The sequence below is a fragment of the Microbacterium sp. NPDC089189 genome, assembly GCF_040685095.1.
GTDB lineage: Bacteria > Actinomycetota > Actinomycetes > Actinomycetales > Microbacteriaceae > Microbacterium.
Genome location: NZ_JBFBHG010000001.1, coordinates 1 through 25445, shown reverse-complemented (window position 1 = coordinate 25445; position 25445 = coordinate 1). Strand labels below are relative to the sequence as shown.

Here is a 25445-nt window from a genome sequence, read left to right as displayed (position 1 = left end):
CAACACGGAACGTACGAGGAGCACCATGGCACACGAGGACGACCCGCTCGAGCACGAGAGGGCTTCTTGGAAGCCCTCGAGTGGTCTCGCCGTGGTTGTGTCCGATCCGGTGCACAACCCCGGTCTGCCGCCCCACCGCGAGCGCGTGACCGACACGGATCCGGCCGCGATGAAGCGCGCCGTCCGGACCGTCTACACCCTCTTCTACCTGTCGGTCGCGGCATCCATCTGGGCCGTCGTCGCCTACATGGTGTTCCCGATCGAGAGCGGCTCGATCGCCGCGATCCGGGACAACAACCTCTTCATCGGTCTGGGTATCGCCTTCGCGCTGCTCGCCATCGGTGTGGGGGCCATCCACTGGTCCAAGGCGATCATGTCGGACCGCGAGTTCATCGAGCCGCGTCACGCGACGCGCGGTCGTGACACGACCCGTGAGGCCGTCGTCCAGGCCTTCGCCGTGGCGAACGAGGAGTCCGGCTTCGGCCGGCGCACGATGATCCGCAACTCGCTGTTCGCGGCTCTCGCCGCGTCCGTCGTGCCCGGTGTCGTGCTCTTCCGCGGTCTCGCGCCCGAGTCGAGCCCCGAGAACCCGTACGCCGGCGACCCGGTGCACCTGCTGAGCCACACCATGTGGAAGAAGGGCATGCGTCTGGCGCACGACCCCAGCGGTCGTCCGATCAAGGCCTCCGACGTCACGATGGGCTCGGCGTTCCACGTCATCCCCGAAGAGCTCGCGACGCTCAGCCACCACGACGGCTACCTCGAGGAGAAGGCCAAGGCGATCGTCCTCCTCATGCGCATGCCGCAGGAGGATCTCATCGAGACCGAGGAGCGCGCCTCCTGGTCGTACGACGGCATCATCGCGTACTCGAAGGTCTGCACCCACGTCGGCTGCCCCGTCGCCCTGTACGAGCAGCAGACCCACCACCTGCTGTGCCCCTGCCACCAGTCGCAGTTCGACGTCGCCGAGGGCGCCAAGGTCATCTTCGGGCCGGCCGCCCGTCCGCTGCCTCAGCTGCCCATCGCGGTCGATGACGAGGGCTACCTCGTCGCGCAGAGCGACTTCACCGAACCCGTCGGCCCGAGCTTCTGGGAGCGCCATTGAGTACCGCGACTCACCCCACGGAGAACGTCACGCAGGAGCCCGCTTCGGGCACCGCGCAGACGGCTCCCGCCGGTCGTGACGGAAAGCCCCTCGGCGGCCGCTTCGTCGGCGCCGCAGCGAACTACCTCGACGAGCGCACGAGCCTCTCCGGGCTCGTCAAGGAGCTCGGTCGCAAGATCTTCCCCGATCACTGGTCGTTCATGCTCGGCGAGATCGCCCTCTGGGCCTTCGTCGTCGTGCTGCTCTCGGGCACCTTCCTGACGTTCTTCTTCCAGGCCTCCATGGTCGAGACGCACTACTACGGCGCCTACGAGCCGATGCGCGGCATCGCGATGTCGGCTGCGCTCGAGTCGTCGCTGCACATCTCGTTCGACGTGCGCGGCGGTCTCCTCGTTCGTCAGATCCACCACTGGGCGGCTCTCGTCTTCGTCGCCGGCATCGGCGTCCACATGCTGCGCGTCTTCTTCACGGGCGCGTTCCGCAAGCCGCGCGAGCTCAACTGGGTGATCGGTTTCATCCTCTTCATCCTCGCGATGGCCGAGGGCTTCACCGGCTACTCCCTGCCCGACGACCTGCTCTCGGGCAACGGTCTGCGCATCATCGACGGCATGGTCAAGGGCATCCCCGTGGTCGGCACGTGGATCTCGTTCCTGCTCTTCGGCGGCGAGTTCCCCGGTACCGACATCGTCGGACGCCTCTACACGCTGCACATCCTGCTGCTGCCCGCGATCCTGGTGGCGCTGCTGGCACTGCACCTCGTGCTGATGATCATCAACAAGCACACGCAGTTCGGCGGCCCCGCCCGCACGAACAGCAACGTCGTGGGCTACCCGATGATGCCGGTCTACATGTCGAAGATGGGCGGATTCTTCTTCCTCACCTTCGGTGTGATCGTGCTGATCGCCTCGCTGTTCACGATCAACCCGATCTGGAACTACGGCCCGTACGACCCCTCACCGGTGTCGGCGGGTACCCAGCCCGACTGGTACATCGGCTTCGCCGACGGCGCGCTGCGCCTCGTGCCGCCGCATCTGGAGTTCGTCTTCCTCGACCGCACCTGGTCGTGGAACATCCTGCTCCCGCTGCTGGTCATCGGCATCTTCATCGTCCTCGTGCTGATCTACCCCTTCATCGAGGCGTGGATCACGGGCGACAAGCGCGAGCACCACATCGCTCAGCGCCCGCGCAACGCCCCGACGCGCACCGCCATCGGCGCCGCCGGTGTGACCTTCTACGCGGTCCTGTGGGCGGCGGCGTCGTCCGACCTCATCGCCACGCACTTCTGGGTCACGATGGAGGGGGTCATCCACACCCTCCAGGCGCTGCTGATCCTGGGCCCGATCATCGCCTACTTCGTCACGAAGCGGCTGTGCATCGCGCTGCAGAAGAAGGACCGCGAGATCGCCCTGCACGGCTACGAGTCCGGTCGCATCGTCCGCCTCCCCGGCGGCGAGTACATCGAGGTGCACCAGCCCGTCGACGAGTACGAGCGCTGGAAGCTCGTGGGCTTCGAGATCAGCGAGCCGCTGGTCGTGCGTCCCAACGCGCAGGGTCGGATGCCGTGGCACCAGAACCTGCGGGCGTCGCTCTCGCGCTGGTTCTTCGAGGACCGCCTCTCCCCCATCACCCAGACCGAGGTCGAGGCTGCGCTCGCGCACCAGCACCACGAGCTGGACCACCTCGACGAGGCGGAAGCCGCCGAGATCGAGGGTGCGGCAGAGCGCGCGGCGGCCGAAGGCCGACCGGCCATCTCCCTGCACGACAAGGCAGAGGTCGAGCTCCCCTCGCCCAAGGGGCTGGAAGAGCTCAACAAGCCCAAGGATGACGACACGAAGAGCTGACGTCGTGTCGAGAAGGCCCCCGATCTTCGGATCGGGGGCCTTCGTCGTTTCGGCACGCACGATGTTGGTGTCTGTAACATTCTCGGAACAGGGCCTGGTTAGCGTGGCGATGTGCGAATAGTCATCATCGGAGCAGGTATCGGCGGAACGAGCGCGGCCATCGCGCTGCAGCGGCTCGGACACGACGTGCACGTCTACGATCAGATCCGCGAGAACCGACCCGTCGGCGCCGCCCTCTCGCTCTGGCCCAACGGCGTCAAGGTGCTGAACTGGCTGGGCCTCGCCGATCAGGTCGAGCGCCTCGGCGGCCGCATGGAGCAGATGGAGTACGCCGACGGCCTGACCGGCGACACGATGTGCCGGTTCAGCCTCGACCCGGTCACGACCCAGACGGGTCAGCGGCCGTACCCGGTCGCCCGCGCCGACCTGCAGGGTCTGCTCATGGACACCGTGGGAGCCGACCGCATCCACCTCGGGATGAAGATGACGGGCCTCGCCGAGAGCGACGACACCGTGACAGTGACGTTCGCGAACGGAGAGAGCACCACCGCCGACCTGGTCATCGGCGCCGACGGCGCCCGGTCCGCGACGCGGGACTACGTTCTCGGCACCGTCACGGAGCGGTCGTACTCGGGCTACACGAACTACAACGGCCTGGTGCCGATCGACACCCGCATCGCGCCCGCCGATCAATGGACGACCTACGTCGGCGAGGGCAAGCGGGTCTCGGTCATGCCGGTGTCGGATGGCCGCTTCTACTTCTTCTTCGACGTGCCGCAGCCGAGCGGCGTCCCCTACGACCGCGCGGACGGCGTGACGCCGCTGCGCGAGGCCTTCGCCGGGTGGGCGCCGGGTGTCGAGGCGTTGATCGATGCCATCGACCCCGAGACCTCGCTGAACCGTGTCGAGATCTGGGACGTGGATCCCTTCCACACGTGGACGCGCGGGCGCGTGATGCTCCTCGGAGACTCGGCCCACAACACCGCGCCCGACATCGGCCAGGGGGCGTGCTCCGCGCTCGAGGACAGCTTCGTGCTCGGTCTCATCTTCGCCACGACGACCCTCGGCGTCCCCGACGCGCTGCGACGGTACGAGGCCGCGCGCACGCAGCGCGCCGCCGACCTCGTGCTGCGCGCCCGAAAGCGCGCCGCGGAGACCCACGGCTTCGATCCGGAGGTCACTCAGGCCTGGTACGACGGCCTGCGCGCGGAGACCGGCGAGAACGTCATCCGCGGGATCGTGGGGAACATCGTCGACAGCCCCGTCACGATCGGCGGCCTGCTCGTCTGACGGACGCGGGGATCGGCAGGAATCCGCCGCTCCCCGACCGGCCGGCGGCGGGCGATCGGGCGATGGGGCGAGGGCACGCCGTACGCTCGGCCCATGCCCGATGCGTTCGCCTACTTCGATGCCAAGCTGAGCCACGAGACCGATCCGTCCGACGTCTCCGCGGCGCAACGCGCCGGCGACGACCTCCTCCTCGTCGACGTACGGGGTGTCGACGCGTGGCGGCAGGGACGTGCGCGCGGTGCCGTGCACATGCCGCATCAGGAGATCGCCGCGCGAGCCCCGCTCGAGATCCCGCGGGATCGCGAGGTGGTCGTCTACTGCTGGAGTCCCGGCTGCAACGGCGGCGCCCGCGGGGCACGGGAGTTCGCGCGGCTCGGCTACCGCGTGCGCGAGATGATCGGAGGGTTCGAGTATTGGGCGCGCGAGGGTCTGCCGGTGGTCGGCGACGACGGTGCGCTCCCCCGGCGATTCGATCCGCTCGTCATGGTCGTCCGAGAGACCGCCGGAGCGGCGTCGACCGTCACGCCGTGATGTCGAGGCTCTCGTGGAAGAGCTCGCGGGCCGAACCGGCGAACACCGCGTCCTCGGCCCCCGCGGGACCCTCGGCGATGTCGCACACCACCGCCGTCACGTTGTCGCGTGACCCGTACTGCAGCGCGAGCGACACCAGGGCTGCGGCCGACTCCTCGACCGTCCGGTGGCGCAGCAGCGCGAGACCGATCTCCTCGTCGTCGAGGTAGTCGCTCACCCCGTCGCTGCACAGGAGCCAGCGGTCACCGATGATCGGCGCCCGCTCGGCGACCGAGATCACATCTTCCTCGCCGCCCCCGAGCGACGCCGTGATGATGTTCCGGCGCGGGTGGGATGCGGCTGCCTCGGGCGCCAGCAGACCGCTGTCGACGAGGGCCTGGACGTAGGAGTCGTCGCGCGTCTGCCGCTCCAGCTGCGCGTGGCGGAGCAGGTAGGCCCGCGAGTCGCCCGTGTGGGCCAGGAGCAGGTTGCCGGCGGCGCTCAGAAACAGACCGGTGAAGGTCGTCGCCATCCCCTGCAGCGAAGGATCGCGCTGGACATGGGCGCGCAGGTCCCAGTTCGCCTCGCGGATGCGCACGAGGAGGTCCTCCGCATCCGTGGCGCGCAACGGCGACGGCACCAGACGGTGCACGAGCGCCGCCGAGGCGAGGTCGCCCGAGGGGCCACCGCCGACGCCGTCGGCGACAGCCGCTCCCCAGGACGCCGTGAACGCGGCGTCCTGGTTCGAGGTGCGATGCGGGCCGATGTCAGAGACAGCAGCCGCGGTAAGCCGGATCGGCACGGGTCAGTGTGCGAAGTACCCGCGGTAGTACTCGTACACCCAGCCGACGATGGCGACGGCGAAGATGGCGAGACCGATGGGCAGCATCCAGGCACCGACCGCGAGTCCGATGGCCGCGACGGCCGCGGAAGCCGCGAGGACGATCGGCCACCACGACCAGGGGCTGAACTCGCCGAGCTCGGGGTCACCGTCGTCGATGTCCGCCGTGAGGGTGTCCTCCGGCAGCTCGCCGCCCTGCGCCTTGTAGACGCGATCGGTGTAGAAGCCGATCATGAGCGCCATCAGCGCACCGAACAGCATGGCGATCGAGCCGACCCACTCGATGGCGTTGTGCCACGGCAGATCGGGGTGGGCCAGGATGTTCCATCCCGTGTAGACCACGTCGATGAAGAGGAAGAACCCGACGAGGATCCACCACAGGTTGATGTTGGTACGCACGTTACTTGACCTCTCCGTCGGCCACATCCACGACCGGCGCGTCGGGCGCGTCCTTGGCCGGGCCCACGCCCACGGGCACAGCGGCCTCGGGGTGGTTCAGATCGAAGGCGGGACGCTCGCTGCGGATGCGCGGGATCGAGGTGAAGTTGTGGCGCGGCGGCGGGCACGACGTCGCCCATTCGAGCGATCCGCCGTAGCCCCACGGGTCGTTGACCGTGACCTTGGGCGCCTTGCGCGCGGTGATCCACACGTTCAGCAGGAACGGGATGACCGAGGCCGCGAGGACCATCGAGCCGATCGTCGAGACCTGGTTCTGCCACGTCCAGCCGTCGGCCGCGGAGTAGTCCGCGTAACGACGCACCATGCCGTCCACGCCCAGCCAGTGCTGGATGAGGAACGTCATGTGGAAGCCGATGAACAGCGTCCAGAAGTGGATGTATCCGAGGCGCTCGTTCAGCATGCGACCGGTCCACTTGGGCCACCAGAAGTAGAACCCGGCGAACATCGCGAACACGACCGTGCCGAACACGACGTAGTGGAAGTGCGCCACGACGAAGTAGGAGTCCGACAGCGCGAAGTCGAGCGGCGGCGACGCGAGGATGACGCCGGTGAGACCACCGAAGACGAACGACACGAGGAAGCCGAGCGAGAAGACCATGGGCGTCTCGAACGTCACGGAGCCTCGCCAGAGCGTTCCGATCCAGTTGAAGATCTTCACACCCGTCGGCACGGCGATGAGCATCGTCATGAAGGCGAAGAACGGCAGCAGCACGGCGCCGGTGACGTACATGTGGTGCGCCCACACGGCGACCGACAGCACGGCGATGGCGATGGTCGCGTAGATCAGCGTCTTGTACCCGAAGATCGGCTTGCGGCTGAACACCGGGAAGATCTCGGAGACGATGCCGAAGAACGGCAGCGCGATGATGTACACCTCGGGGTGACCGAAGAACCAGAACAGGTGCTGCCAGAGCAGCACACCGCCGTTCTGCGGGTCGTAGATGTGCGCGCCGAGCACGCGGTCGGCGGCGGCGGCGAAGATGGCCGCGGCGAGGATCGGGAACGCGAGCAGGATCAGGATGCTCGTGACGAGCGTGTTCCACGAGAAGATCGGCATGCGCCACATCGTCATACCCGGGGCGCGCATGGTGATGATCGTGGTGATGAAGTTCACCGCGCCGAGGATCGTTCCGAACCCGGAGATACCGAGCCCCAGCATCCAGAGGTTTCCTCCGGCGCCTGGGGTGAACGTCGCACTCGCCAGGGGTTGATAGGCGAACCAGCCGAAGGACGCGGCACCGGCCGGCGTCAGGAAGCCGGCGACGGCGATCGTGGAGCCGAACAGGAACAGCCAGAACGCGAACGCGTTCAGACGCGGGAACGCGACGTCGGGCGCACCGATCTGCAGCGGCAGGATCGCGTTGGCGAAGCCGGCGAACAGCGGCGTCGCGAACATGAGCAGCATGATCGTGCCGTGCATCGTGAACAGCTGGTTGTACTGCTCTTTGGTCGGGACGATCTGCATCCCCGGCTCGAACAGCTCTGCACGGATGATCAGCGCCATGACGCCGCCGAGCAGGAAGAAGAGGAACGAGGCGATCAGGTACATGTACCCGATGGTCTTGTGGTCAGTGGAGGTGATCCACTTGACGATGATGTTGCCCTTTTGCTCGACGCGCGAGGAGCTCAGCAGAGCGGCCTGACGCGGCGGCAGGGTGGTGGGGCGGGACGGGGCCTCGGGGGGCACGGTCGACGTCATGTTCACTCGCCTCCCTCGACGGTCGCGCCCGTGCCCGGCAGGTTGCCCAGTCGGTCGTAGGCGTCTTGGATGTCGCCGGTCTGGCCCTTGTCGCGCAGCGTCTCGAGGTAGTCCTCGTACTCCGCCTCGCTCACGACCTTGACGTTGAACAGCATGGCGGAGTGGTACTCGCCGCAGAGCTCGGCGCACTTGCCGGCGTACGTGCCCTCGCGGGTCGGGGTGAACGACCAGTAGTTGTCGCGCCCGATGTACATGTCCTTCTTGTACAGGAAGTCGATGACCCAGAACGAGTGGATCACGTCACGCGACTGGAGCTTGATCTTGACCGACTTGTCGACGGGCAGGTACAGCGTGGGGAGCTGCGCCTCGTCGACGTTGCCGGCGCCGTCGTACTGGGCCTGGATGCCCATCGACCACACGGCGTCATCGCCGGACTCCTGCTCGCCGTCGTACTGGAAGTCCCAGGCCCACTGCTTGCCGATCGCGACGATCGAGACGTCGGGGTCCTCGGTCTGCGTCTCGAGCACCATCTGATCGCGCGCCGTGAAGGCGAAGAAGCCGAGCACGAGGATCATCGGCACGACCGTGTAGAAGATCTCGATCGGCATGTTGTAGCGCAGCTGCACCGGAAGGCCGGTCTGGCCCTTGCGGCGGCGATACGCGACCATCGCCCAGAGCATGAGGCCCCAGGTGATGATGCCGACGACCAGCAGCACGATCCACGAGTTGACCCAGAGGCCGGAGACCATCTCGGTGTGGTTGGTGGCGGGGGTGCCGTCTTCGACGAATCCCGGGAGGAAGCCGTTGAGCTGGGTCGGGCTGCATCCTGCGAGGATGGCGGCCGACGCGATCCCTACCGGGAGAGCGGCCCAACGGATTCGACGTTTCGAAGGCACGACGCACCTTTCCTTGTCATGGATGAAGCTTCCTTCAGTCTAGAGCAAGCTCACACCTGATTCAGGCCATGCACCCAGCCGGGCGCATACGCGTCGGCGCGGCCGGACGGCGTGAAAGCCGGTCCGACCGCGCCGTTTCGCGGAAGCGGGATGTCAGTGGAAACTGTCGCCGCACGCACACGAGCCCGCGGCATTCGGGTTGTCGATCGTGAAGCCCTGCTCCGAGATGGTGTCCTTGAAATCGATGGTCGCGCCATCGAGATACGGGACGCTCATGTCGTCGATGATGACCTCGACGCCGTCGAAATCGACGGCCTTGTCGCCATCGAGGAAACGCTCGTCGAAGTAGAGCTGGTAGATGAGGCCGCTGCATCCGCCCGGCTGGACGGCGACGCGCAGACGAAGGTCGTCGCGTCCCTCCTGCTCGAGCAGGTTCTTCACCTTCACGGCGGCGGCGTCGGTGAGGCCCACGCCGTGCGCGCGGGTGTCCTGGTCGTTCGACAGTGCGGTGTCGGTCATGACTCTCCTTGGCTGCAGGCCCGCGTCGCTCCACGGGTCGAGACAGATTCTACGCCGCCCGACGGCCGGGCGGGCGGGTGTTCAACGATGCGCGTCGAGCTTCTCGAGCAGCAGTGCCTCCGACAGCACCGCGTGGCGGAAGGTGTCGAGGTGGAGCGACTCGTTGGGGCTGTGCGCGCGGGTGTGCGGATCCTCGACCCCGGTCACCAGGATCTGGGCGCCCGGGAACTGCGTCACGAGGTCCGCGATGAACGGGATGGATCCCCCGACGCCCACCTCGACGGGGTCGACGCCGTAGCCCTCGGAGAGGGCCGTGCGGGCGAGGTCGACGGCCCAGCCGCTCGTGTCGACCAGGAAGGCGTCGCCGCAGTCCACATCCGTGAACGCCAGCTCGGCGCCGAAGGGCGCGTGGGCCCGCAGGTGCGCCTCGATCGCCGCGTAGGCGTCCTCTGCGCGCTGTCCCGGCGCGACGCGCGCGCTGATGACGACGGTGATCTCCGGCGCGAGGGTGTTCGAGGCGGCGGCGACGCTGGTGGCGTCGATGCCCGTCACCGTGATCGACGGCTTGTTCCAGATGCGCGAGAGGATGTCGCCGCGTCCGATCGGCGCGACGCCGTCGGGGAGCCCCGCCTCGTCGCGGAGCGTCTGCTCCGAGTAGGCGGGGGTCGGCGCGTCGCGCTCCTCGAGCCCGGCCACCGCCACGGCGCCGTCCTCGTCCCACAGCGTCGCCAGCAGGCGCACGGTGGCCATGAAGGCGTCGGGGACCGCGCCGCCGAACATGCCGGAGTGCGAGGCGTGGTCGAGCGTGCGGACGGTCAGGGTGAAGCGCGCGTTGCCACGGAGCGACACCGTCAGTCCGGGCGTCTCGGCATCCCAGTTGCCCGAATCCGCCACCACGATGACGTCGCTGCGGAGCGCGTCGGCGTGGTCGGCGAGGAACTGCCCGAAGGAGCGGGAGCCGTACTCCTCCTCCCCCTCGATGAACAGCGCGACGCCGAGGTCGAGATCGTCGCCGCGGGCCTCTCGCAGGGCGCGGAGGGCCGCGATGTGCACCATGACACCGGCCTTGTCATCGGCGGCGCCGCGGCCGTAGAGGCGGCCGTCGCGGACGGTCGGCTCGAACGGGGGCGTCTCCCAGAGCGCCTCGTCGCCGGCCGGCTGCACGTCGTGGTGCGCGTAGAGGAGCACCGTCGGCGCTCCCCCGCGCGCCGCCCGGGTGGCGAGGACGGCGGGCTGGCCGAGCTCGTCCGTGCCGGGGATCGCGGAGCGGGCGATCTGGACGGAGTCGAAGACGCCGGTGCCCTCGGCGAGGGCGGCGATCGCCTCGGCGCTGCGCTGCAGCTGGGTCTGATCGAACGCGGGCCACGCGACGGACGGGATGCGCACGAGGGCGCCCAGGTCGGCGAGAGCGGTGGGGATGCCCGTGGCGACGGCCTCGGAAAGAGTGCTGCTCGGGGGGTTTTCGGAGGTCATGCGAGTAATCTTAAGTCGCACCCCCATTCCCACCCTCGAGGACGACCCGTGGCAAAGACCGCCGATTCCGCTCCGCACGACGCCGAGAGCCTGCCCACCACCGGCAAGGGGCGCGCCACTCCGTCGCGCGCCGAGCAGGAGGCCGCACGCAAGCGCCCCCTCGTCGCCGACACCAAGGAGGCGAAGGCGCGTGCCCGCGCGGAGCTCAACGTGCAGCGCGAGAAGGCCCGCGTCGGGATGGCCAACGGCGACGAGCGCTACCTGCAGGTGCGCGACAAGGGGCCGCAGCGCCGCTTCGTGCGCGACTGGGTCGACGCGACGTGGCACGTCTCGGAGCTCGTGATGCCGGTGATGGTCATCGTGCTGCTCACGATGTTCATCAACGTCCCCTTCATCCAGCTCTACTCGTACATCGTGCTGTGGGCGTTCATCCTGCTCGCGGTGCTCGACATGGTCATCACCTCGATCCGCATCAAGAAGGCCGCGCGGGCGAAGTTCGGCGAGGACCGCATCGAGAAGGGCCTCGGCTGGTACGGCGCGATGCGCACCGTGCAGATGCGCTTCATGCGCCTGCCCAAGCCCCAGGTCAAGCGCGGTCAGCGCCCCGTCTGATCCCCCGTCGCATGACGAAGGCCGACCCCTCGGGGTCGGCCTTCGTCGTTCGCGGGCGCGGTCAGCGCACGCGCGAGGGCGTCGCTCGCACGAGCGCGCGGTTGATCTGGCGCGCCCAGAGAGGACCGCGGTAGAGGAAGGCGGTGTAGCCCTGGGTGAGGGTGGCCCCGGCATCCAGTCGTTCCTGCACGTCCGTCGCGGTCTCGATCCCGCCCGCCGAGATGACGCAGAAGTCCGGCGGGACGACCTCGCGGACGAGCCGGAGGGCCTCGAGCGCGCGCGCGGCGAGCGGTGCGCCGGAGAGCCCGCCGGCGCCGGCCGCCTCGACGACGTCGGGCGCGGTACGGAGGCCGTCGCGGGAGATCGTCGTGTTGGTCGCGATCACCCCGTCGAGTCCGAGCTCCACCGCGAGGGTCGCGACTGCCCGGATCTCGTCGTCCGGAAGGTCCGGGGCGAACTTCACGAGCAGCGGCGTGGCGCCCGACGCCTCGCGGACCGCCACGAGCAGCGGCCGGAGGGTCTCGATGGCCTGCAGGCCACGCAATCCCGGGGTGTTGGGCGACGAGACGTTGACCACGAGGTAGTCGGCCAGGGGCGCCAGCAGACGCGCGCTCGTGACGTAGTCGGCGGTCGCACTGTCGACATCCACGACGCGGCTCTTGCCGATGTTGACGCCGAGCACGGGACGCTGCGCCCGGCGCCGCAACCGGCGCAGGCGCGCCGCGGCAGCCTGCGCGCCGCGGTTGTTGAAGCCCATCCGGTTGATGACGGCGCGGTCCGGAACCAGGCGGAACAGCCGCGGCCGCGGGTTGCCGTCCTGCGCGATCGCGGTGACCGTGCCGATCTCGACGTGGCCGAAGCCGAGCGCACCGAGTCCGGCGGCGCCGAGGGCGTTCTTGTCGAACCCGGCGGCGACACCGAACGGCGACGAGAACTCGAGCCCGAGAGCGCGCACGCGCAACGACGGGTCCGGCCGCGTCACCGCGCGCGCCGCGGCGGAGAGGGGCGGGATCCCGAGCGCTCGGATGACGAGCATCGCAGCGTGATGGGCCGTTTCAGGGTCCATCCGGGACAGGACATGGCGGAACAGCAGCGGATACATCGTCAGCCAGCGTATCGCTGACGGGCACCGTGCGCCCGCCGCGACGTCAGCGGTCGATGTCGGCGTCGGCGTCGCGGGCGACGTGGTCGGCGCGGAGCCGCGCGATGGAGGATTCGAAGTCCTCGAGCGAGTCGAACGCCTGATAGACGCTGGCGAAGCGCAGGTAGGCCACCTCGTCCAGATCGCGCAGCGGCTCGAGGATCGACAGACCGATCTCGTTCGCGTCGATCTGCGACGTGCCGGTCTGCCGGATGGACTCCTCGACCTGCTGGGCGAGCAGCGCCAGGTCGCCCTCGGTGACGGGACGCCCCTGGCACGCCTTGCGCACACCGGAGATCACCTTGTCGCGGCTGAACGGCTCGGTGACGCCGGAGCGTTTGATGACGTGGAGGCTCGCGGTCTCGAGCGTCGAGAAACGACCGCCGCACTCGGGGCACTGGCGGCGTCGACGAATACTCAGCCCGTCATCGCTCGTGCGGGAGTCGATGACGCGGGAGTCGGGATGGCGGCAGAACGGGCAATGCATGTCCAGGCCAGGTTAGTCCTCGAAGCGGGCTTCGACCGCTTCGCCGTGCGCGGGCAGCGCCTCCGCCTGCGCGAGGGTGACGATCGCGTCGCGCACCGCCGACAGGGCGGCGCGGTCGTAGTCGATCACCTGCTGGGGACGAAGGAACGTGGCGGCGGAGAGTCCGGCCGCGTAGCGGGCCTGTCCGCCGGTCGGCAGCACGTGGTTGCTCCCCGCGAGGTAGTCGCCGAGGCTCACCGGGGCGTTCTCGCCCACGAACACGGCGCCGGCGTTGACGAAATCGTCGACGCGCGGATCGGCCAGCTGCAGTTCGAGGTGCTCGGGCGCGTAGGCGTTGCTGAACGCGATGGCCTGATCCACGTCGTCGACCAGGACGATGGCGGACTGCGGTCCGTCGAGCGCCGCGCTCACGCGCTCCGCGTGACGGGTGCGGGGCGCCCGAGCGTCCAGCTCGGCCAGGACCGCGTCCGCGAGCGCGACCGACGGGGTCACCAGCACGGCCGAGGCCTGTTCGTCGTGCTCGGCCTGGCTGATGAGGTCGGCGGCCACGAGGCGCGGGTCGGCGGTGTCGTCGGCGACGACGAGGATCTCGGTCGCCCCCGCCTCGGAGTCGGTTCCGACGAGACCGGCGACGGCGCGCTTGGCGGCCGCGACGAAGTTGTTGCCCGGGCCCGTGACGACATCGACCGGATCGAGTCCGATCTCGGCGACGCCGTAGGCGAAGGCGCCGATGGCGCCTGCTCCGCCCATGGCGTACACCTCGTCGATGCCGAGCAGGCGCGCCGCGGCCAGGATGACGGGGTGGACCCGGCCGCCGTGCTCCCGCTGCGGCGGAGACGCCAGGGCGACGACCTGCACGCCCGCGACCTGGGCCGGGACGACGTTCATGACGACGCTCGACGGGTACACCGCCTTGCCGCCGGGCACGTACACCCCGACGCGGCGCACCGGCTGCCACCGCTGCACGACGCGCGCTCCCGGGGCCAGCTCGGTCGTGACGGGCGCGGGGATCTGCGCGGCGGATGCGGCGCGCACCCGCGTGATGGCCTCGTCGAGCGCGGCGCGCACCCCGTCGTCCAGCCCGGCGATCGCCTCGTCGAGGTGGGCGGCGGGAACACGGATCGCGTGATCGGTGACGCCGTCGAAGAGCTCGGCCTGCGCGCGCAGCGCCGTCTCGCCGTCGGCGGCGACGTCGGACACGATCTGCGCGCCCGCCGCGAGGGCGGCGTCGCGCGCGATCGCGGCGCGGGGAACAGCGGCCAACAGCTCCGCGGCGGACAGCGTGCGTCCGCGCAGATCGATCGTCTGAAGCATCCCTCCAGGCTACCGGCTGGCAGCCTCGAGACCGCGCCCGACGGTCAGCCCCGGGTGACCCCGCTGACGTCGTGCAGGTAGCCGATGCGGCCGTCCTCGTGACGCACGACGAACGCCTCGCCCCGATCCTCGATCACGAGCGCCCAGGCGGTGGGTCCGATGCGGAACAACGGGGCGCCGCTGTCATCGAGCACGTCCCGCTCCTCGGGGGCGAGTGCCCAGAAGGCGGTGGTGGCGCGCTGCTCGGCCGCTTCGGGCGCCACGGACTCCTGCTCGGCCGCGGCAGCCGTGTACCCGGAGGTCTCGAAGACCTCCGTGGGCGATGCCTGCTGGTCGTACCAGGACGAGGGGATCACGCCCGAGTCGTTGGCGTCGGTCGTCTCCGCCGCGGCGGGGTCGCCGTACGCGCCCGTGTCGGTCGCGGCAGCCGGCGCGGCCGCGCCCTGCGAGGGCGCGTTCCATCCGGCGTCGGCCACCGGGTAGCCCGAGGTCGCGCCCTGCGGGGCCTGGACGGCGGCGCCGTAGGCGGCGTCGGGGGCGTACGACACGGGGGCCGCGGGGCGCGGCTCCGGGGCCGGGCGCGGCGCGACCGGGCGCATCGGGCTGGCGTTCGGGTGCGCGACGACCTCCTCGCGGTACGCGAAGTCCTCACGGATCGTGGGGATGAAGGGGGAGACGACGGTGAAGACGACACCGCCGAGCATGAGCACGAGCTCCGCCCACGGCACCCAGCTGTGGCCGTATGCGCCGCGGGCCACGGCGGCCGCGATCCCGTCCCAGACGAACTGCAGCCACAGCAGGGCCGAGACCGAGAAGGCGACGGACGCGAACTGGTCGATGCCGAGCGAGCCGAAGCGGCGGATCCCCTGAGGCGACAGGCGGCGCAGCACGAGGAGGAACACGGCGACCGTGGGCGCGCCGATCGTCAGCACCCAGGTGAGACCCGCGGTCCACACCGACTGGAAGCCGAACGAGTAGAGGGAGAAGAACGAGAAGACGAACGCCACGACCCAGATGCCGATGAGCACGATCTCGCGGATCGAGAACGGCCAGACCCCGTACTGCGGCGGAACATCCTCTTCTTCGTCCTCGAACTCGTCGACGTCGTAGGCGTCATCGACGTCGTACTCCTCGTCGGGAGTGAGGTTCTGCGTGTCCTCGGTCATACCGCATCCTTTCGACGCGTGCGCGGGGGGAGGGAAATCGTCAACATCATAGTGGCGCGTCCTTTGAGTCGTTCGGCGCGTCAGCCGAGGCACGCGGGGCCCAGGAGCCCCTTGAGATCGCCGAAGAGATCGGCGCTCACCGAGACCGGATGGGGGATCTCGAAGACCTTCGCCATGCCGTCGCGGTGCAGCTTGAGCGTCACCTCGGTGTCACCGCGGTGACGCTCCAGCACGGCCGCCAGATCCTCCACCACGGCCTGCGTCGCCCGCTGTTCGGGCACGACCAGCACGAGCGGGCCCGAGGCCTCGAGTGAGCCGAGATCCGGGCTGAAGCAGCTCTGCGCGTGCAGGTTCATGCCGTCGTCGCGGCGCGACACCCGGCCCCGTACCACGAGGATCGAGTCGGCCTGCAGGACGGACTGGAACTCGAGGTAGGTCTTGCCCATGAACATGACCGTGATCTCGCCGTTGAAGTCCTCGACGGTGATCATGCCGTAGGGGTTGCCGCTGGCCTTCGCCACCCGGTGCTGCACGCTCGTGACCAGACCCGCCACCGTCACCTGGTCGCCGTCGCCCAGGTCCTCCGAGGCCAGCAGGTCGTGGATGCCGATCGACGCGTGCTTGGCGAGCGGGATCTCCAGGCCCGCCAAGGGATGGTCCGACACGTACAGCCCGAGCATCTCGCGCTCGAACGCCAGCTTGTCCTTCTTGGTCCACTCGGGGCGATCCGGCACCTTGGGCGGCATGACCTCCTCGGCCTGGTCGTACAGGCTGTCGAAGTCGAAGCCGATCGCTCCGGTGGCCTCTTTGCGCTTCACGTCGACCGCGGCCTCGACCGCGTCCTCGTGGATCTCGAGCAGCGCGCGGCGCGTGTGCCCCATCGAGTCGAACGCCCCCGCCTTGATGAGCGACTCGACCGTGCGCTTGTTGGCCGCGTGCACGGGCACCTTGTCGAGGTAGTCGTGGAACGACGCGAACGGGGTCTCCTGACGTGCCTGCACGATCGCGTCGACCACGTTGGTGCCGACGTTGCGCACCGCACCGAGGCCGAAGCGGATGTCCTCCCCGACGGCGGCGAAGTAGTTGATCGACTCCCCCACATCCGGCGGCATCACGCGGATGCCCATGCGGCGGCATTCGTTCAGGTAGATGGCCATCTTGTCTTTGGAGTCGCCGACGCTCGTCAGCAGCGCCGCCATGTACTCGGCGGGATAGTGCGCCTTGAGGTACGCGGTCCAGTACGAGACCAGGCCGTAGGCGGCGGAGTGGGCCTTGTTGAAGGCGTAGTCGGAGAACGGCAGCAGGATGTCCCACAGCGCCTTGACCGCGTCGTCGCCGAAGCCGCGTTCGTGCATGCCGGCCGAGAAGCCCTCGTACTGCTTGTCGAGCTCGGACTTCTTCTTCTTACCCATCGCGCGGCGCAGGATGTCGGCCTGGCCGAGGCTGAAGCCGGCGACCTTCTGCGCGATCGCCATGACCTGCTCCTGATAGATGATCAGGCCGTAGGTCGTGTCGAGGATCTCCCGCAGCGGCTCTTCGAGCTGGGGGTGGATGGGCGTGATCGGCTGGAGGCCGTTCTTTCGCAGCGCGTAGTTGGTGTGGGAGTTCGCGCCCATGGGGCCCGGACGGTAGAGCGCGATGACGGCCGAGATGTCCTCGAAGTTGTCGGGCTTGAGCAGCCGCAGGAGCGAGCGCATCGGGCCGCCGTCGAGTTGGAAGACGCCGAGCGTGTCGCCGCGGGTCAGCAGGTCGTAGGCGGGCCGGTCGTCGAGCGCGAGGTGCTCGAGATCCAGCTCCTCGCCGCGGTTGAGCCGGATGTTGTCGAGCGCGTCCGAGATGATCGTGAGGTTGCGAAGCCCCAGGAAGTCCATCTTGATCAGACCCAGGGTCTCGCACGACGGGTAGTCGAACTGCGTGACGATCTGGCCGTCCTGCTCGCGGCGCATGATCGGGATGATGTCGAGCAGCGGCTCGGACGACATGATCACACCGGCGGCGTGCACGCCCCACTGCCGCTTGAGCCCCTCGAGCCCCAGCGCGCGGTCGAACACCGTCTTCGCTTCGGGGTCGGTCTCGATGAGCGTGCGGAACTCGCTCGCCTCCTTGTAGCGCGGGTGCTCCTTGTTGAACATGCCGTCGAGCGCCATGTCCTTGCCCATGACGGCCGGCGGCATCGCCTTGGTGAGCCGGTCGCCCATGCTGAACGGGAACCCCAGCACGCGGCCCGCATCCTTGAGCGCCTGCTTGGACTTGATCGTGCCGTAGGTGACGATCTGCGCCACGCGCTCCGAGCCGTACTTCTGGGTGACGTAGTCGATGACCTCGCCGCGGCGACGATCGTCGAAGTCGACGTCGAAGTCGGGCATCGAGACGCGGTCGGGGTTGAGGAAGCGCTCGAAGATGAGGCCGTGCTCGAGGGGGTCGAGGTCGGTGATCTTCATCGCGTAGGCGACCATCGAACCGGCACCCGAGCCACGACCGGGACCGACGCGGATCCCGTGATCCTTCGCCCAGTTGATGAAGTCGGCGACGACGAGGAAGTAGCCGGGGAACCCCATCTGCAGGATGATGCCGGTCTCGTACTCGGCCTGCTTCCGTACCTTGTCGGGGATGCCCTGGGGGTAGCGGTACTGCAGCCCCTGCTCCACCTCTTTGATGAGCCAGCTGTCCTCGGTCTCACCGTCGGGCACCGGGAAGCGGGGCATGTAGTTGGCGGAGGTGTTGAACTCGACCTCGCACCGCTCGGCGATCAGGAGCGTGTTGTCGCACGCCTCGGGGTGGTCGCGGAAGAGCTGACGCATCTCCTGCGCCGTCTTGATGTAGTAGCCGTCGCCGTCGAACTTGAACCGGTTGGGGTCATCGAGGGTCGATCCCGACTGCACGCACAGTAGCGCCTCGTGCGCATCCGCCTCGTGCTGGTGGGTGTAGTGCGAGTCGTTGGTCCCCACGAGTGGGATGTCGAGATCCTTTGCCAGGCGGATGAGGTCGCTCATCACGCGGCGCTCGATCGAGAGCCCGTGATCCATGATCTCGGCGAAGTAGTTCTCCTTGCCGAAGATGTCCTGGAACTCCGCCGCCGCTGCGCGGGCCGCGTCGTACTGCCCGAGCCGCAGCCTGGTCTGCACCTCGCCCGAGGGGCAGCCGGTGGTCGCGATGAGACCCTTGCCGTAGGTCTGCAGCAGCTCGCGGTCCATGCGCGGCTTGAAGTAGTAGCCCTCCATGCTCGAGAGCGAGCTCAAACGGAAGAGATTGTGCATCCCCGCGGTGCTCTCGCTCCACATGGTCATGTGGGTGTACGCGCCGGAACCCGACACGTCGTCGCGCTTCTGATCGGGCGAGCCCCACGCGACGCGGGACTTGTCGCTGCGGTGCGTGCCGGGCGTGACATAGGCCTCGAGGCCGATGATCGGTTTGACGCCGGCGGCGTTGGCCGCACGGTAGAACTCGAAGGCCGCGAAGGTGTTGCCGTGGTCGGTCACCGCGATCGCCGGCATGCCGTAGTCGGCCGCGGCCTGGGTCATCGCCCCGATCTTGGCGGCCCCGTCGAGCATCGAGTACTCGCTGTGGACATGAAGATGAACGAAAGAATCGGCTGCCACCCGACGAGTCTAAGCTCGCCCGCCGACACCGTCGCCGACGGCTAGCGTGGAGGCATGGCCACGCCCGACTTCATCCTCGAACTGCGCCGCATGGTCGGATCGCACCCCCTCACCCTCACCGGTGTGACCGCGGTCGTCGTGCGCGGGGACGACGTGCTGCTGGGGCGGCGCTCCGACAACGGGTCGCTCACGCCGATCACCGGGATCGTCGATCCGCACGAGGAACCCGCCGACGCGGCGCGCCGGGAGGCCGCCGAGGAGGCGGGGGTGCGCATCCGGGTCGATCGGCTGGCCTGGGTGCACCAGATCCCTCGCATCGTCTACGCCAACGGGGATCAGGCCGACTACCTCGACCTCACCTTCCGCTGCTCCTGGCTCGAGGGCGAGCCCTACCCCGCCGACGGCGAGATGACCGAGGTCGGCTGGTACGCGCTGTCCGACCTCGCGGACGTCGACGCCGAGATGCGCGCGCGGATCGCCGCCGCTCTCGACGACGGTCCGACCCGGTTCGGCGGGGGTCGCTGACCGTCAGCGCAGGTCGAGCCGCATCAGCACCCGTGGGAAGCCGCTCAGCACGGAATCCGTCGTCGCCGCCTGCGTGAAACCGGCGTCGAGGAACAGCTTCTTCGTCCCGACGTACGCCATCGTCTGATCGACCTTCTCGCCGCGGTTGTCGACGGGGTACCCCTCCACGACGGGCGCGCCCTCGGAGCGCGCGAACGCGACGGCACCGGCGAGGAGCGCGTGGGAGATCCCCTGCCCTCGATGGCCGGGACGCACGCGGATGCACCACACGCTCCAGACCGCCGCGTCGTCGACGTGCGGGATCCTGCGGGCGGTGGCGAACGAGGTGTCGGCGCGCGGGTGGACCGCCGCCCATCCGACCGGTTCGTCGCCGGCATAGGCGAGGACGCCCGGGGGTCCCTGGGCGAGGAGCTCCCGCACCTTGTCACCGCGCGCCGTGCCGCGCAGGGTCGTGTTCTCCCGTCCGGGGATGCGGTAGCTCAGACACCAGCACACGTTCGCGTCCGGGCGTTTCGGCCCCACGAGCGCCCGCACGTCGTCGAACTCCTTTGCCGGTCGTACCGCGATGTCCATGGGGAGAGCGTGCCCGCATCCACCGACATCCGCCAGCCCTCGTGCGGGTCAGTCGCCCCGGAGGATCGCCAGGGCATGGGCGAGATCCGGCGCGTACTCGGAGCGGAACGCGACCTGCTCCCCCGTGGCCGGATGAGCGAACGACAGCTGGTGCGCGTGCAGCCACTGCCGCGTGAGGCCGAGACGGGCGGCGATCGTCGGATCGGCGCCGTAGAGCGGGTCGCCCACGCACGGATGACGGTGCGCCGCCATGTGCACGCGGATCTGATGCGTGCGTCCGGTCTCGAGGTGCACCTCGAGCAGCGATGCCCCCGGGAACGCCTCGAGCGTCTCGTAGTGCGTGACCGAGTCCTTGCCCTCGGGGCGCACGGCGAACTTCCACGAGTGCGACGGGTGACGGCCGATCGGGGCGTCGATCGTGCCGACGAGCGGATCGGGGTGGCCCTGCACCACGGTGTGGTAGATCTTCTCGACCTCGCGCTCCTTGAAGGCGCGCTTGAGGAAGACGTAGGCGTGCTCGGACTTCGCGACCACCATCAGACCGCTCGTGCCGACGTCGAGGCGATGCACGACGCCCTGGCGCTCCGCCGCGCCCGTGGTGGCGATGCGATAGCCGCCGGCGGCGAGGGCGCCGAGCACGGTCGGCCCGTCCCATCCGAGCGACGGGTGCGCCGCGACGCCCGCGGGCTTGTCGACCACGACGATGTCGTCGTCGTCGTAGACGATGCCGAGATCCGGCACCGCCACCGGCACGATCTCGGGCTCGCGCTTGGGCGTCCACGACACCGACAGCCATCCCCCGGCGCGCAGGCGATCCGAGCGACCGAGCGCACGCCCGTCGAGCTCGACGCCACCCGCATCCGCGATCTCCGCCGCGAACGTGCGCGAGAAGCCGAGCATCTTGGCGAGGGCGGCGTCGACGCGGACACCCTCGAGCCCGTCGGGAACGGGCATCGAACGGGATTCCATCTCAGCTCCCGCGGGGGCGGTCGGTCGCCGGCGGGGCGCCCGCCTCCGGATCCGCCTCGGGGAACAGCGCGTCGCGGGTCTCGCCGGTGCCCTGCGGCGCCGTGTCGGCACCCGCCGTGTCGGCACCGTCGGTCTCGGCACCATCGCCGTCGGCGCCCGCTGTGTCGCGGCGCTCTCGCGTGCCGTCGAAGCGCAGACCGATCAGCACGAGCAGGGCGACGCCGATCATCATCGTCACGATGAAGATGTCCGCGATGTTGTAGATCGCCGGCATCATCCACGGCGTGGAGATGTAGTCGATCACGTGACCGACGGCGAATCCCGGCTCGCGGAAGAGCCGGTCGGTGAGGTTGCCGAGCACACCGCCCAGCAGGAGGCCGAGGATCACGGCCCACGCACGCGAACCGATCCGGCCGGCGATCACCACGATCGCCACGGCGACGACCGACATCGCGATGGTGAAGATCCAGGTCACGCCCTCGCCGAGCGAGAATGCGGCGCCGGGGTTGCGCACGAGGTAGAACTGCAGGAAATCGCCGAGCACCGGAACCGATTGCTCGGGCGGCAGCAGCTCGATCGCGAGGTACTTCGCAAACTGGTCGGCGGCCAGCACCACCACCGCGAGAATCGCGATGGTGATGCCGGCCGCCGCCTTACGCAAGGGTGGTCGGACCGACAACGGCCGACTCAGAGACCGATGGCCGAAACCGGGGTGCTACCCGTACCGGCGGGGCTGGTCTCGAGGTCGCGGAGCTTGCCCTCGATGAAGCTGCGCAGCTCCGAGCGGTAGTCGCGCTCGAACTGGCGGAGCTCGGTGATACGCGCCTCCAGAGCCTTGCGCTCCTTCTCCTGGCGAGCGATCTCATCGCGACCCTTGGCCTCGGCCTCGGCGACGATGGATGCGGCCTGCGACTGCGCGTCGGCGATGAGCTGGTCGCGCTGGGCCTTGCCGTCGGCGACGTGCTCGTCGTGCAGGCGCTGGGCCAGCTCGATGATGCCGGCGGTGGCGGCGGCGCCCTCGGCGGGAGCCGGGGTGGGGGCGGGAGCCGGAGCTGCCACTTCCTCCTCGACGACCGTCTCGGTGACGGGCTCGGCGACAGCGGCCACGGGGGCGCTCTCGCCGGACTCGAGAGCCGCGAGCTTGGCCTTCAGTTCTTCGTTCTCGGCGAGGGCCTTACGCCACTCGACGACGATCTCGTCCAGGAAGTCGTCGACCTCATCCGGGTCGAAACCCTCCTTGAACCGGACGTGCTGGAACTGCTTGGTGACGACGTCATCCGGAGTCAATGCCATGATGATTCCTCTTTCGGGGCGTGGCGGCTTGCCGATTTCAGGGGGACGATGCCCGGGAGCGGGCCGCTTCAGAACAGCATAGTCGGGGACGAATCAGCTCGCGAGGGAGCGGGTCACCGATAGCAGGATGAAGCAGAGCAGCATCGTCAGAGCGAAGGCGAAGTCGATCGCCACCGGCCCGACGCGCAGCGGAGGGATAAAACGACGAAACAGCTTGATGGGTGGGTCTGTCACCGTGAAGACGAGTTCCGCGGCGACCAGACCCGCGCCTTTCGGGCGCCACTCGCGATTGAACACCGGAATGTACTCCAGCACCAATCGCGCGAGGAGCACGAGCAGGTAGATCAGCAGCAGGGTGTTCGCGATCGACGCGACGAGGCGGACGACCTCCACGATCGACTACTGCTGCGCGGCGAAGGGCGTCGCCTCGGGGTCTGCCTGCGCCACCGCACCATCGCCGGAGACGGCGACGTTCTCGGGGGACAGCAGGAAGACCTTGCTGGTGACGCGTTCGATGCGGCCGTACAGGCCCAGCGACAGGCCGCTCGCGAAGTCGATGAGGCGTCGCGCATCCGCGTCACTCATCTGCGAGAGGTTGATGATCACCGGGACGCCGTCGCGGAAGTTCTCCGCGATGATCTGCGCGTCGCGGTACTGCTTGGGGTGCACGGTGAGGATCTCCGTGACCGCGCCGACAGCGGGCTGGCGGACGACCGCGGGCCGGTGCAGCGGGGTGACGGGAGCCGCGACCTTCTCGACGGCCTGCTGCTCACTCTTGCGGCTCGCGCGGGCCGGAGCGGGCTGCTCCTCGTAGACCTCTTCCTCATCGGCGAGGCCCAGGTACACCATGGTCTTCTTCAGCGGGTTCGACATCGCATCCTCCGTTTGCTCGTCTCTTCGAGGCTAACCGCGCACCGGGCGCGGACCCGTGATTGCCGAGCCGATCCGCAGGTGTGTCGCGCCCGCGGATATCGCCTCGGTGAAATCTCCCGTCATCCCGGCTGACAGCCAGCGGGCATCGGGAGCGATGGCGCGCAGCCGCGCCGCATGGTCGGCCAGGCGCGCGAACGCGGACGCGGGCTCCTCGTCGAGGGGCGCGACGCCCATGAGCCCGCGCAGCCGCAGGCTCGGGCACGACGTCAGCACGTGCTCGGCGAGCGGTGCGAGCCCCTCGGGCGCGACCCCTCCCCGACCGGCGTCGTCGGTCAGGTTGATCTGCAGCAGCACGTCGAGCGGCGGCGCCTCGGGCGTGCCGGCTCGCTCGAGCGCATCGGCGAGGCGGTCGCGATCGACCGTGTGGACGACGGCCGCGGCGGCGCGGATGCTGCGCGCCTTGTTGGTCTGTGCCTGACCGATGAAGTGCCAGCGCAGATCGTCCAGCTCCGCGAGCTCCGTGCTCTTCGCGGCGAACTCCTGCTGCCGGTTCTCCCCGACATCCCGCACGCCGAGGTCGTGGAGTTCGCGGACGAGGCTCGCCGGATGGAACTTGGTCACGACGATCCGTGTGATCTCGGATGCATCGCGCCCGGCGGCGCGCGCCGCGTCCGCGATGCGCGCGTCGATGTCGTGCAACCGGGTGCTCAGCGCGGTGTCCATCGGTCCCCTCGGCGTGGAGATCGGGCGGGTCACGATCCTGCCGTGACCCGCCCGATCGGCGATTGTGCGTGCGGACGTCCTACTTCAGGAAGTCCGGAATGTCGAGGTCGTCGTCGCCGAACGCCGAGTCGTACGCCGACGGCTCGGAGACCCCGGCGGCGACCGGCACGGCGACCGGCGCCGGAGCGGGGGTGACCGGCGCGGGCGCGCTCTCCTCTTCACGAGCCGCGGCGGGAGCCTCGGGCGTGGTGAGCGGGTTGACCGCGGGGCGGGCGATGGTCACGGGCTCGAGCCGCGGGCTCGGCTCTCCGCCGTCGAAGCCGGCGGCGATGACCGTCACGCGCACCTCGTCGCCGAGGGTGTCGTCGATGACCGTACCGAAGATGATGTTGGCCTCGGGGTGCGCGGCCTCCTTCACCAGCTGCGCCGCATCGTTGATCTCGAAGATGCCGAGGTTCGACCCGCCCTGCACCGACAGGAGCACGCCGTGGGCGCCCTCGATGGAGGCCTCCAGCAGCGGAGACTCGACGGCCAGCTCGGCGGCCTTGATCGCCCGGTCCGCGCCGCGGGCCGAGCCGATGCCCATGAGGGCGGAACCCGCCCCCTGCATGACCGACTTGACGTCGGCGAAGTCGAGGTTGATCAGACCCGGCGTCGTGATGAGGTCGGTGATGCCCTGCACACCGGCGAGCAGCACCTGGTCGGCGGTCGCGAAGGCCTCGATCATCGAGATGCCGCGGTCGCTGATCTCCAGAAGGCGGTCGTTCGGCACCACGATGAGGGTGTCGACCTCTTCCTTCAGCTTGGCGACGCCCGCTTCGGCCTGGCTCTGGCGGCGACGCCCCTCGAACGAGAAGGGCTTCGTCACGACGCCGATGGTGAGCGCGCCGATCGACTTCGCGATCCGCGCCACCACGGGCGCGGCACCGGTACCTGTTCCGCCGCCCTCACCCGCCGTGACGAAGACCATGTCGGCGCCCGCGAGCGCCTCCTCGATCTCCTCGGCGTGGTCCTCGGCGGCGCGGCGACCGACCTCGGGGTCGGCGCCTGCGCCGAGTCCCCGTGTCAGTTCGCGTCCGACGTCGAGCTTGACGTCCGCGTCGCTCATCAGCAGCGCCTGCGCGTCGGTGTTCACCGCGATGAACTCGACACCGCGCAGACCCAGTTCGATCATGCGGTTGACGGCGTTGACACCGCCACCACCCACTCCAACCACCTTGATCACCGCGAGGTAGTTCTGGTTCTGGCTCATGCCGGCCTCCGTCTCGTCCCGAACCATGTCCCTACCGGGGTGAACCTTAAACTTCAGGTGGAAGTTTAAAGAATTACCCGGTATGCAATTCCTTAACCGAAGTTATGCGGAGCATCCTCGCGACCGGGGACCGTCGTGGGCGTGTCGCGCAAGTCCCCCACAAATTCCCCACCCCGCGCATCCCATCTCGTCGAGCCCGGGCCATCCCGCGCACATCGCCCGTCGCCCCATGGCCGAGCGCACATCCCGTCGCCGAGCGCATATGGTCCGCGATGTGCGCTCGGC

At 69.1% G+C, this 25445-nt stretch carries 25 protein-coding genes; 6 read left to right on the top strand and 19 right to left on the bottom strand.

Going from position 1 to position 25445, the window contains the following annotated elements:
- Positions 1 to 25: 25 nt before the first annotated feature.
- The 4 genes from AB0N73_RS00125 (at position 26) to AB0N73_RS00110 (ending at position 4767) form a co-directional block, all read left to right on the top strand.
- Positions 26 to 1105 carry a Rieske 2Fe-2S domain-containing protein gene (locus AB0N73_RS00125; RefSeq protein ID WP_363559101.1) on the top strand — a complete coding sequence of 360 codons (1080 nt, stop codon included), beginning with the start codon at positions 26 to 28 and terminating at the stop codon, positions 1103 to 1105.
- On the top strand, positions 1102 to 2946 hold the full coding sequence (locus AB0N73_RS00120) for a cytochrome bc complex cytochrome b subunit (protein ID WP_363559099.1): 1845 nt from the start codon (positions 1102 to 1104) through the stop codon (positions 2944 to 2946). Before AB0N73_RS00125 ends, AB0N73_RS00120 begins: the two co-directional genes overlap by 4 nt.
- A gap of 111 nt (positions 2947 to 3057) precedes the next feature.
- Positions 3058 to 4236, top strand: a complete 1179-nt coding sequence (gene hpxO, locus AB0N73_RS00115; RefSeq protein ID WP_363559097.1) for an FAD-dependent urate hydroxylase HpxO — start codon at positions 3058 to 3060, stop codon at positions 4234 to 4236.
- A gap of 93 nt (positions 4237 to 4329) precedes the next feature.
- Positions 4330 to 4767 (top strand): rhodanese-like domain-containing protein, encoded by a 438-nt coding sequence (locus AB0N73_RS00110; protein ID WP_363559095.1) that lies wholly within the window; start codon positions 4330 to 4332, stop codon positions 4765 to 4767.
- Here the strand turns inward: AB0N73_RS00110 and AB0N73_RS00105 are convergent.
- From AB0N73_RS00105 to AB0N73_RS00080, 6 genes are all read right to left on the bottom strand, one after another.
- The gene (locus tag AB0N73_RS00105) at positions 4757 to 5548 is read right to left on the bottom strand and encodes a protein phosphatase 2C domain-containing protein (protein WP_363559093.1); all 792 of its coding nucleotides are present in this window, start codon (positions 5546 to 5548) and stop codon (positions 4757 to 4759) included. The genes AB0N73_RS00110 and AB0N73_RS00105 overlap by 11 nt on opposite strands.
- Before the next feature lie 3 nt (positions 5549 to 5551).
- A complete protein-coding gene (locus tag AB0N73_RS00100) occupies positions 5552 to 5986 on the bottom strand; it encodes a cytochrome c oxidase subunit 4 (RefSeq protein ID WP_363559091.1) in 435 nt (144 codons plus the stop codon).
- Position 5987: 1 nt separating this feature from the next.
- Positions 5988 to 7745, bottom strand: coding sequence for a cytochrome c oxidase subunit I (ctaD, locus tag AB0N73_RS00095; protein WP_363559089.1), 1758 nt, complete (start codon positions 7743 to 7745; stop codon positions 5988 to 5990).
- Positions 7746 to 7747: 2 nt separating this feature from the next.
- The gene (coxB, locus tag AB0N73_RS00090) at positions 7748 to 8641 is read right to left on the bottom strand and encodes a cytochrome c oxidase subunit II (protein WP_363559087.1); all 894 of its coding nucleotides are present in this window, start codon (positions 8639 to 8641) and stop codon (positions 7748 to 7750) included.
- A gap of 153 nt (positions 8642 to 8794) precedes the next feature.
- Positions 8795 to 9160, bottom strand: a complete 366-nt coding sequence (gene erpA / locus AB0N73_RS00085) for an iron-sulfur cluster insertion protein ErpA (protein WP_363559085.1) — start codon at positions 9158 to 9160, stop codon at positions 8795 to 8797.
- Positions 9161 to 9241: 81 nt separating this feature from the next.
- Positions 9242 to 10633 carry a dipeptidase gene (locus AB0N73_RS00080; protein WP_363559083.1) on the bottom strand — a complete coding sequence of 464 codons (1392 nt, stop codon included), beginning with the start codon at positions 10631 to 10633 and terminating at the stop codon, positions 9242 to 9244.
- Between the two features lie 48 nt (positions 10634 to 10681).
- On the opposite strand from AB0N73_RS00080, the gene AB0N73_RS00075 reads away from it, so the two are divergent.
- A complete protein-coding gene (locus AB0N73_RS00075) occupies positions 10682 to 11245 on the top strand; it encodes a DUF3043 domain-containing protein (RefSeq protein ID WP_363559081.1) in 564 nt (187 codons plus the stop codon).
- 61 nt (positions 11246 to 11306) lie between these two features.
- On the opposite strand, the gene AB0N73_RS00070 is transcribed toward AB0N73_RS00075, so the two are convergent.
- From AB0N73_RS00070 to dnaE, 5 genes are all read right to left on the bottom strand, one after another.
- The gene (locus AB0N73_RS00070) at positions 11307 to 12347 is read right to left on the bottom strand and encodes a quinone-dependent dihydroorotate dehydrogenase (protein ID WP_363559079.1); all 1041 of its coding nucleotides are present in this window, start codon (positions 12345 to 12347) and stop codon (positions 11307 to 11309) included.
- 46 nt (positions 12348 to 12393) lie between these two features.
- A complete protein-coding gene (nrdR, locus tag AB0N73_RS00065; protein ID WP_363559077.1) occupies positions 12394 to 12873 on the bottom strand; it encodes a transcriptional regulator NrdR in 480 nt (159 codons plus the stop codon).
- A 12-nt stretch (positions 12874 to 12885) separates the two neighbouring features.
- Positions 12886 to 14187, bottom strand: a complete 1302-nt coding sequence (gene hisD, locus AB0N73_RS00060; protein ID WP_363559075.1) for a histidinol dehydrogenase — start codon at positions 14185 to 14187, stop codon at positions 12886 to 12888.
- 44 nt (positions 14188 to 14231) lie between these two features.
- Positions 14232 to 15353, bottom strand: a complete 1122-nt coding sequence (locus tag AB0N73_RS00055) for a hypothetical protein (protein WP_363559073.1) — start codon at positions 15351 to 15353, stop codon at positions 14232 to 14234.
- Positions 15354 to 15433: 80 nt separating this feature from the next.
- Positions 15434 to 18952 carry a DNA polymerase III subunit alpha gene (gene dnaE / locus AB0N73_RS00050; protein ID WP_363559071.1) on the bottom strand — a complete coding sequence of 1173 codons (3519 nt, stop codon included), beginning with the start codon at positions 18950 to 18952 and terminating at the stop codon, positions 15434 to 15436.
- A gap of 54 nt (positions 18953 to 19006) precedes the next feature.
- Here dnaE and AB0N73_RS00045 point away from each other — a divergent pair, with 54 nt between their 5' ends.
- Positions 19007 to 19477: an NUDIX domain-containing protein gene (locus AB0N73_RS00045; protein WP_363559069.1), complete on the top strand. Its 471-nt coding sequence runs from the start codon at positions 19007 to 19009 to the stop codon at positions 19475 to 19477.
- 3 nt (positions 19478 to 19480) lie between these two features.
- On the opposite strand, the gene AB0N73_RS00040 is transcribed toward AB0N73_RS00045, so the two are convergent.
- The 8 genes from AB0N73_RS00040 to ftsZ all read right to left on the bottom strand — a co-directional run bounded on the left by AB0N73_RS00040 (position 19481) and on the right by ftsZ (position 25160).
- A complete protein-coding gene (locus AB0N73_RS00040; protein ID WP_363559067.1) occupies positions 19481 to 20050 on the bottom strand; it encodes a GNAT family N-acetyltransferase in 570 nt (189 codons plus the stop codon).
- A gap of 48 nt (positions 20051 to 20098) precedes the next feature.
- Complete coding sequence (locus AB0N73_RS00035; protein ID WP_363559065.1) at positions 20099 to 21019, bottom strand: RluA family pseudouridine synthase; 921 nt, start codon at positions 21017 to 21019, stop codon at positions 20099 to 20101.
- A gap of 1 nt (position 21020) precedes the next feature.
- On the bottom strand, positions 21021 to 21680 hold the full coding sequence (lspA, locus tag AB0N73_RS00030) for a signal peptidase II (protein ID WP_363559063.1): 660 nt from the start codon (positions 21678 to 21680) through the stop codon (positions 21021 to 21023).
- A 26-nt stretch (positions 21681 to 21706) separates the two neighbouring features.
- Positions 21707 to 22312 carry a DivIVA domain-containing protein gene (locus AB0N73_RS00025; protein ID WP_363559061.1) on the bottom strand — a complete coding sequence of 202 codons (606 nt, stop codon included), beginning with the start codon at positions 22310 to 22312 and terminating at the stop codon, positions 21707 to 21709.
- Between the two features lie 93 nt (positions 22313 to 22405).
- Positions 22406 to 22705, bottom strand: coding sequence for a YggT family protein (locus tag AB0N73_RS00020; protein WP_363559059.1), 300 nt, complete (start codon positions 22703 to 22705; stop codon positions 22406 to 22408).
- A 6-nt stretch (positions 22706 to 22711) separates the two neighbouring features.
- On the bottom strand, positions 22712 to 23185 hold the full coding sequence (sepF, locus tag AB0N73_RS00015; RefSeq protein WP_363559057.1) for a cell division protein SepF: 474 nt from the start codon (positions 23183 to 23185) through the stop codon (positions 22712 to 22714).
- Positions 23186 to 23215: 30 nt separating this feature from the next.
- A complete protein-coding gene (locus AB0N73_RS00010) occupies positions 23216 to 23908 on the bottom strand; it encodes a YggS family pyridoxal phosphate-dependent enzyme (RefSeq protein WP_363559055.1) in 693 nt (230 codons plus the stop codon).
- A gap of 79 nt (positions 23909 to 23987) precedes the next feature.
- The gene (gene ftsZ, locus AB0N73_RS00005; RefSeq protein WP_363559053.1) at positions 23988 to 25160 is read right to left on the bottom strand and encodes a cell division protein FtsZ; all 1173 of its coding nucleotides are present in this window, start codon (positions 25158 to 25160) and stop codon (positions 23988 to 23990) included.
- Positions 25161 to 25445 lie beyond the last annotated feature (285 nt).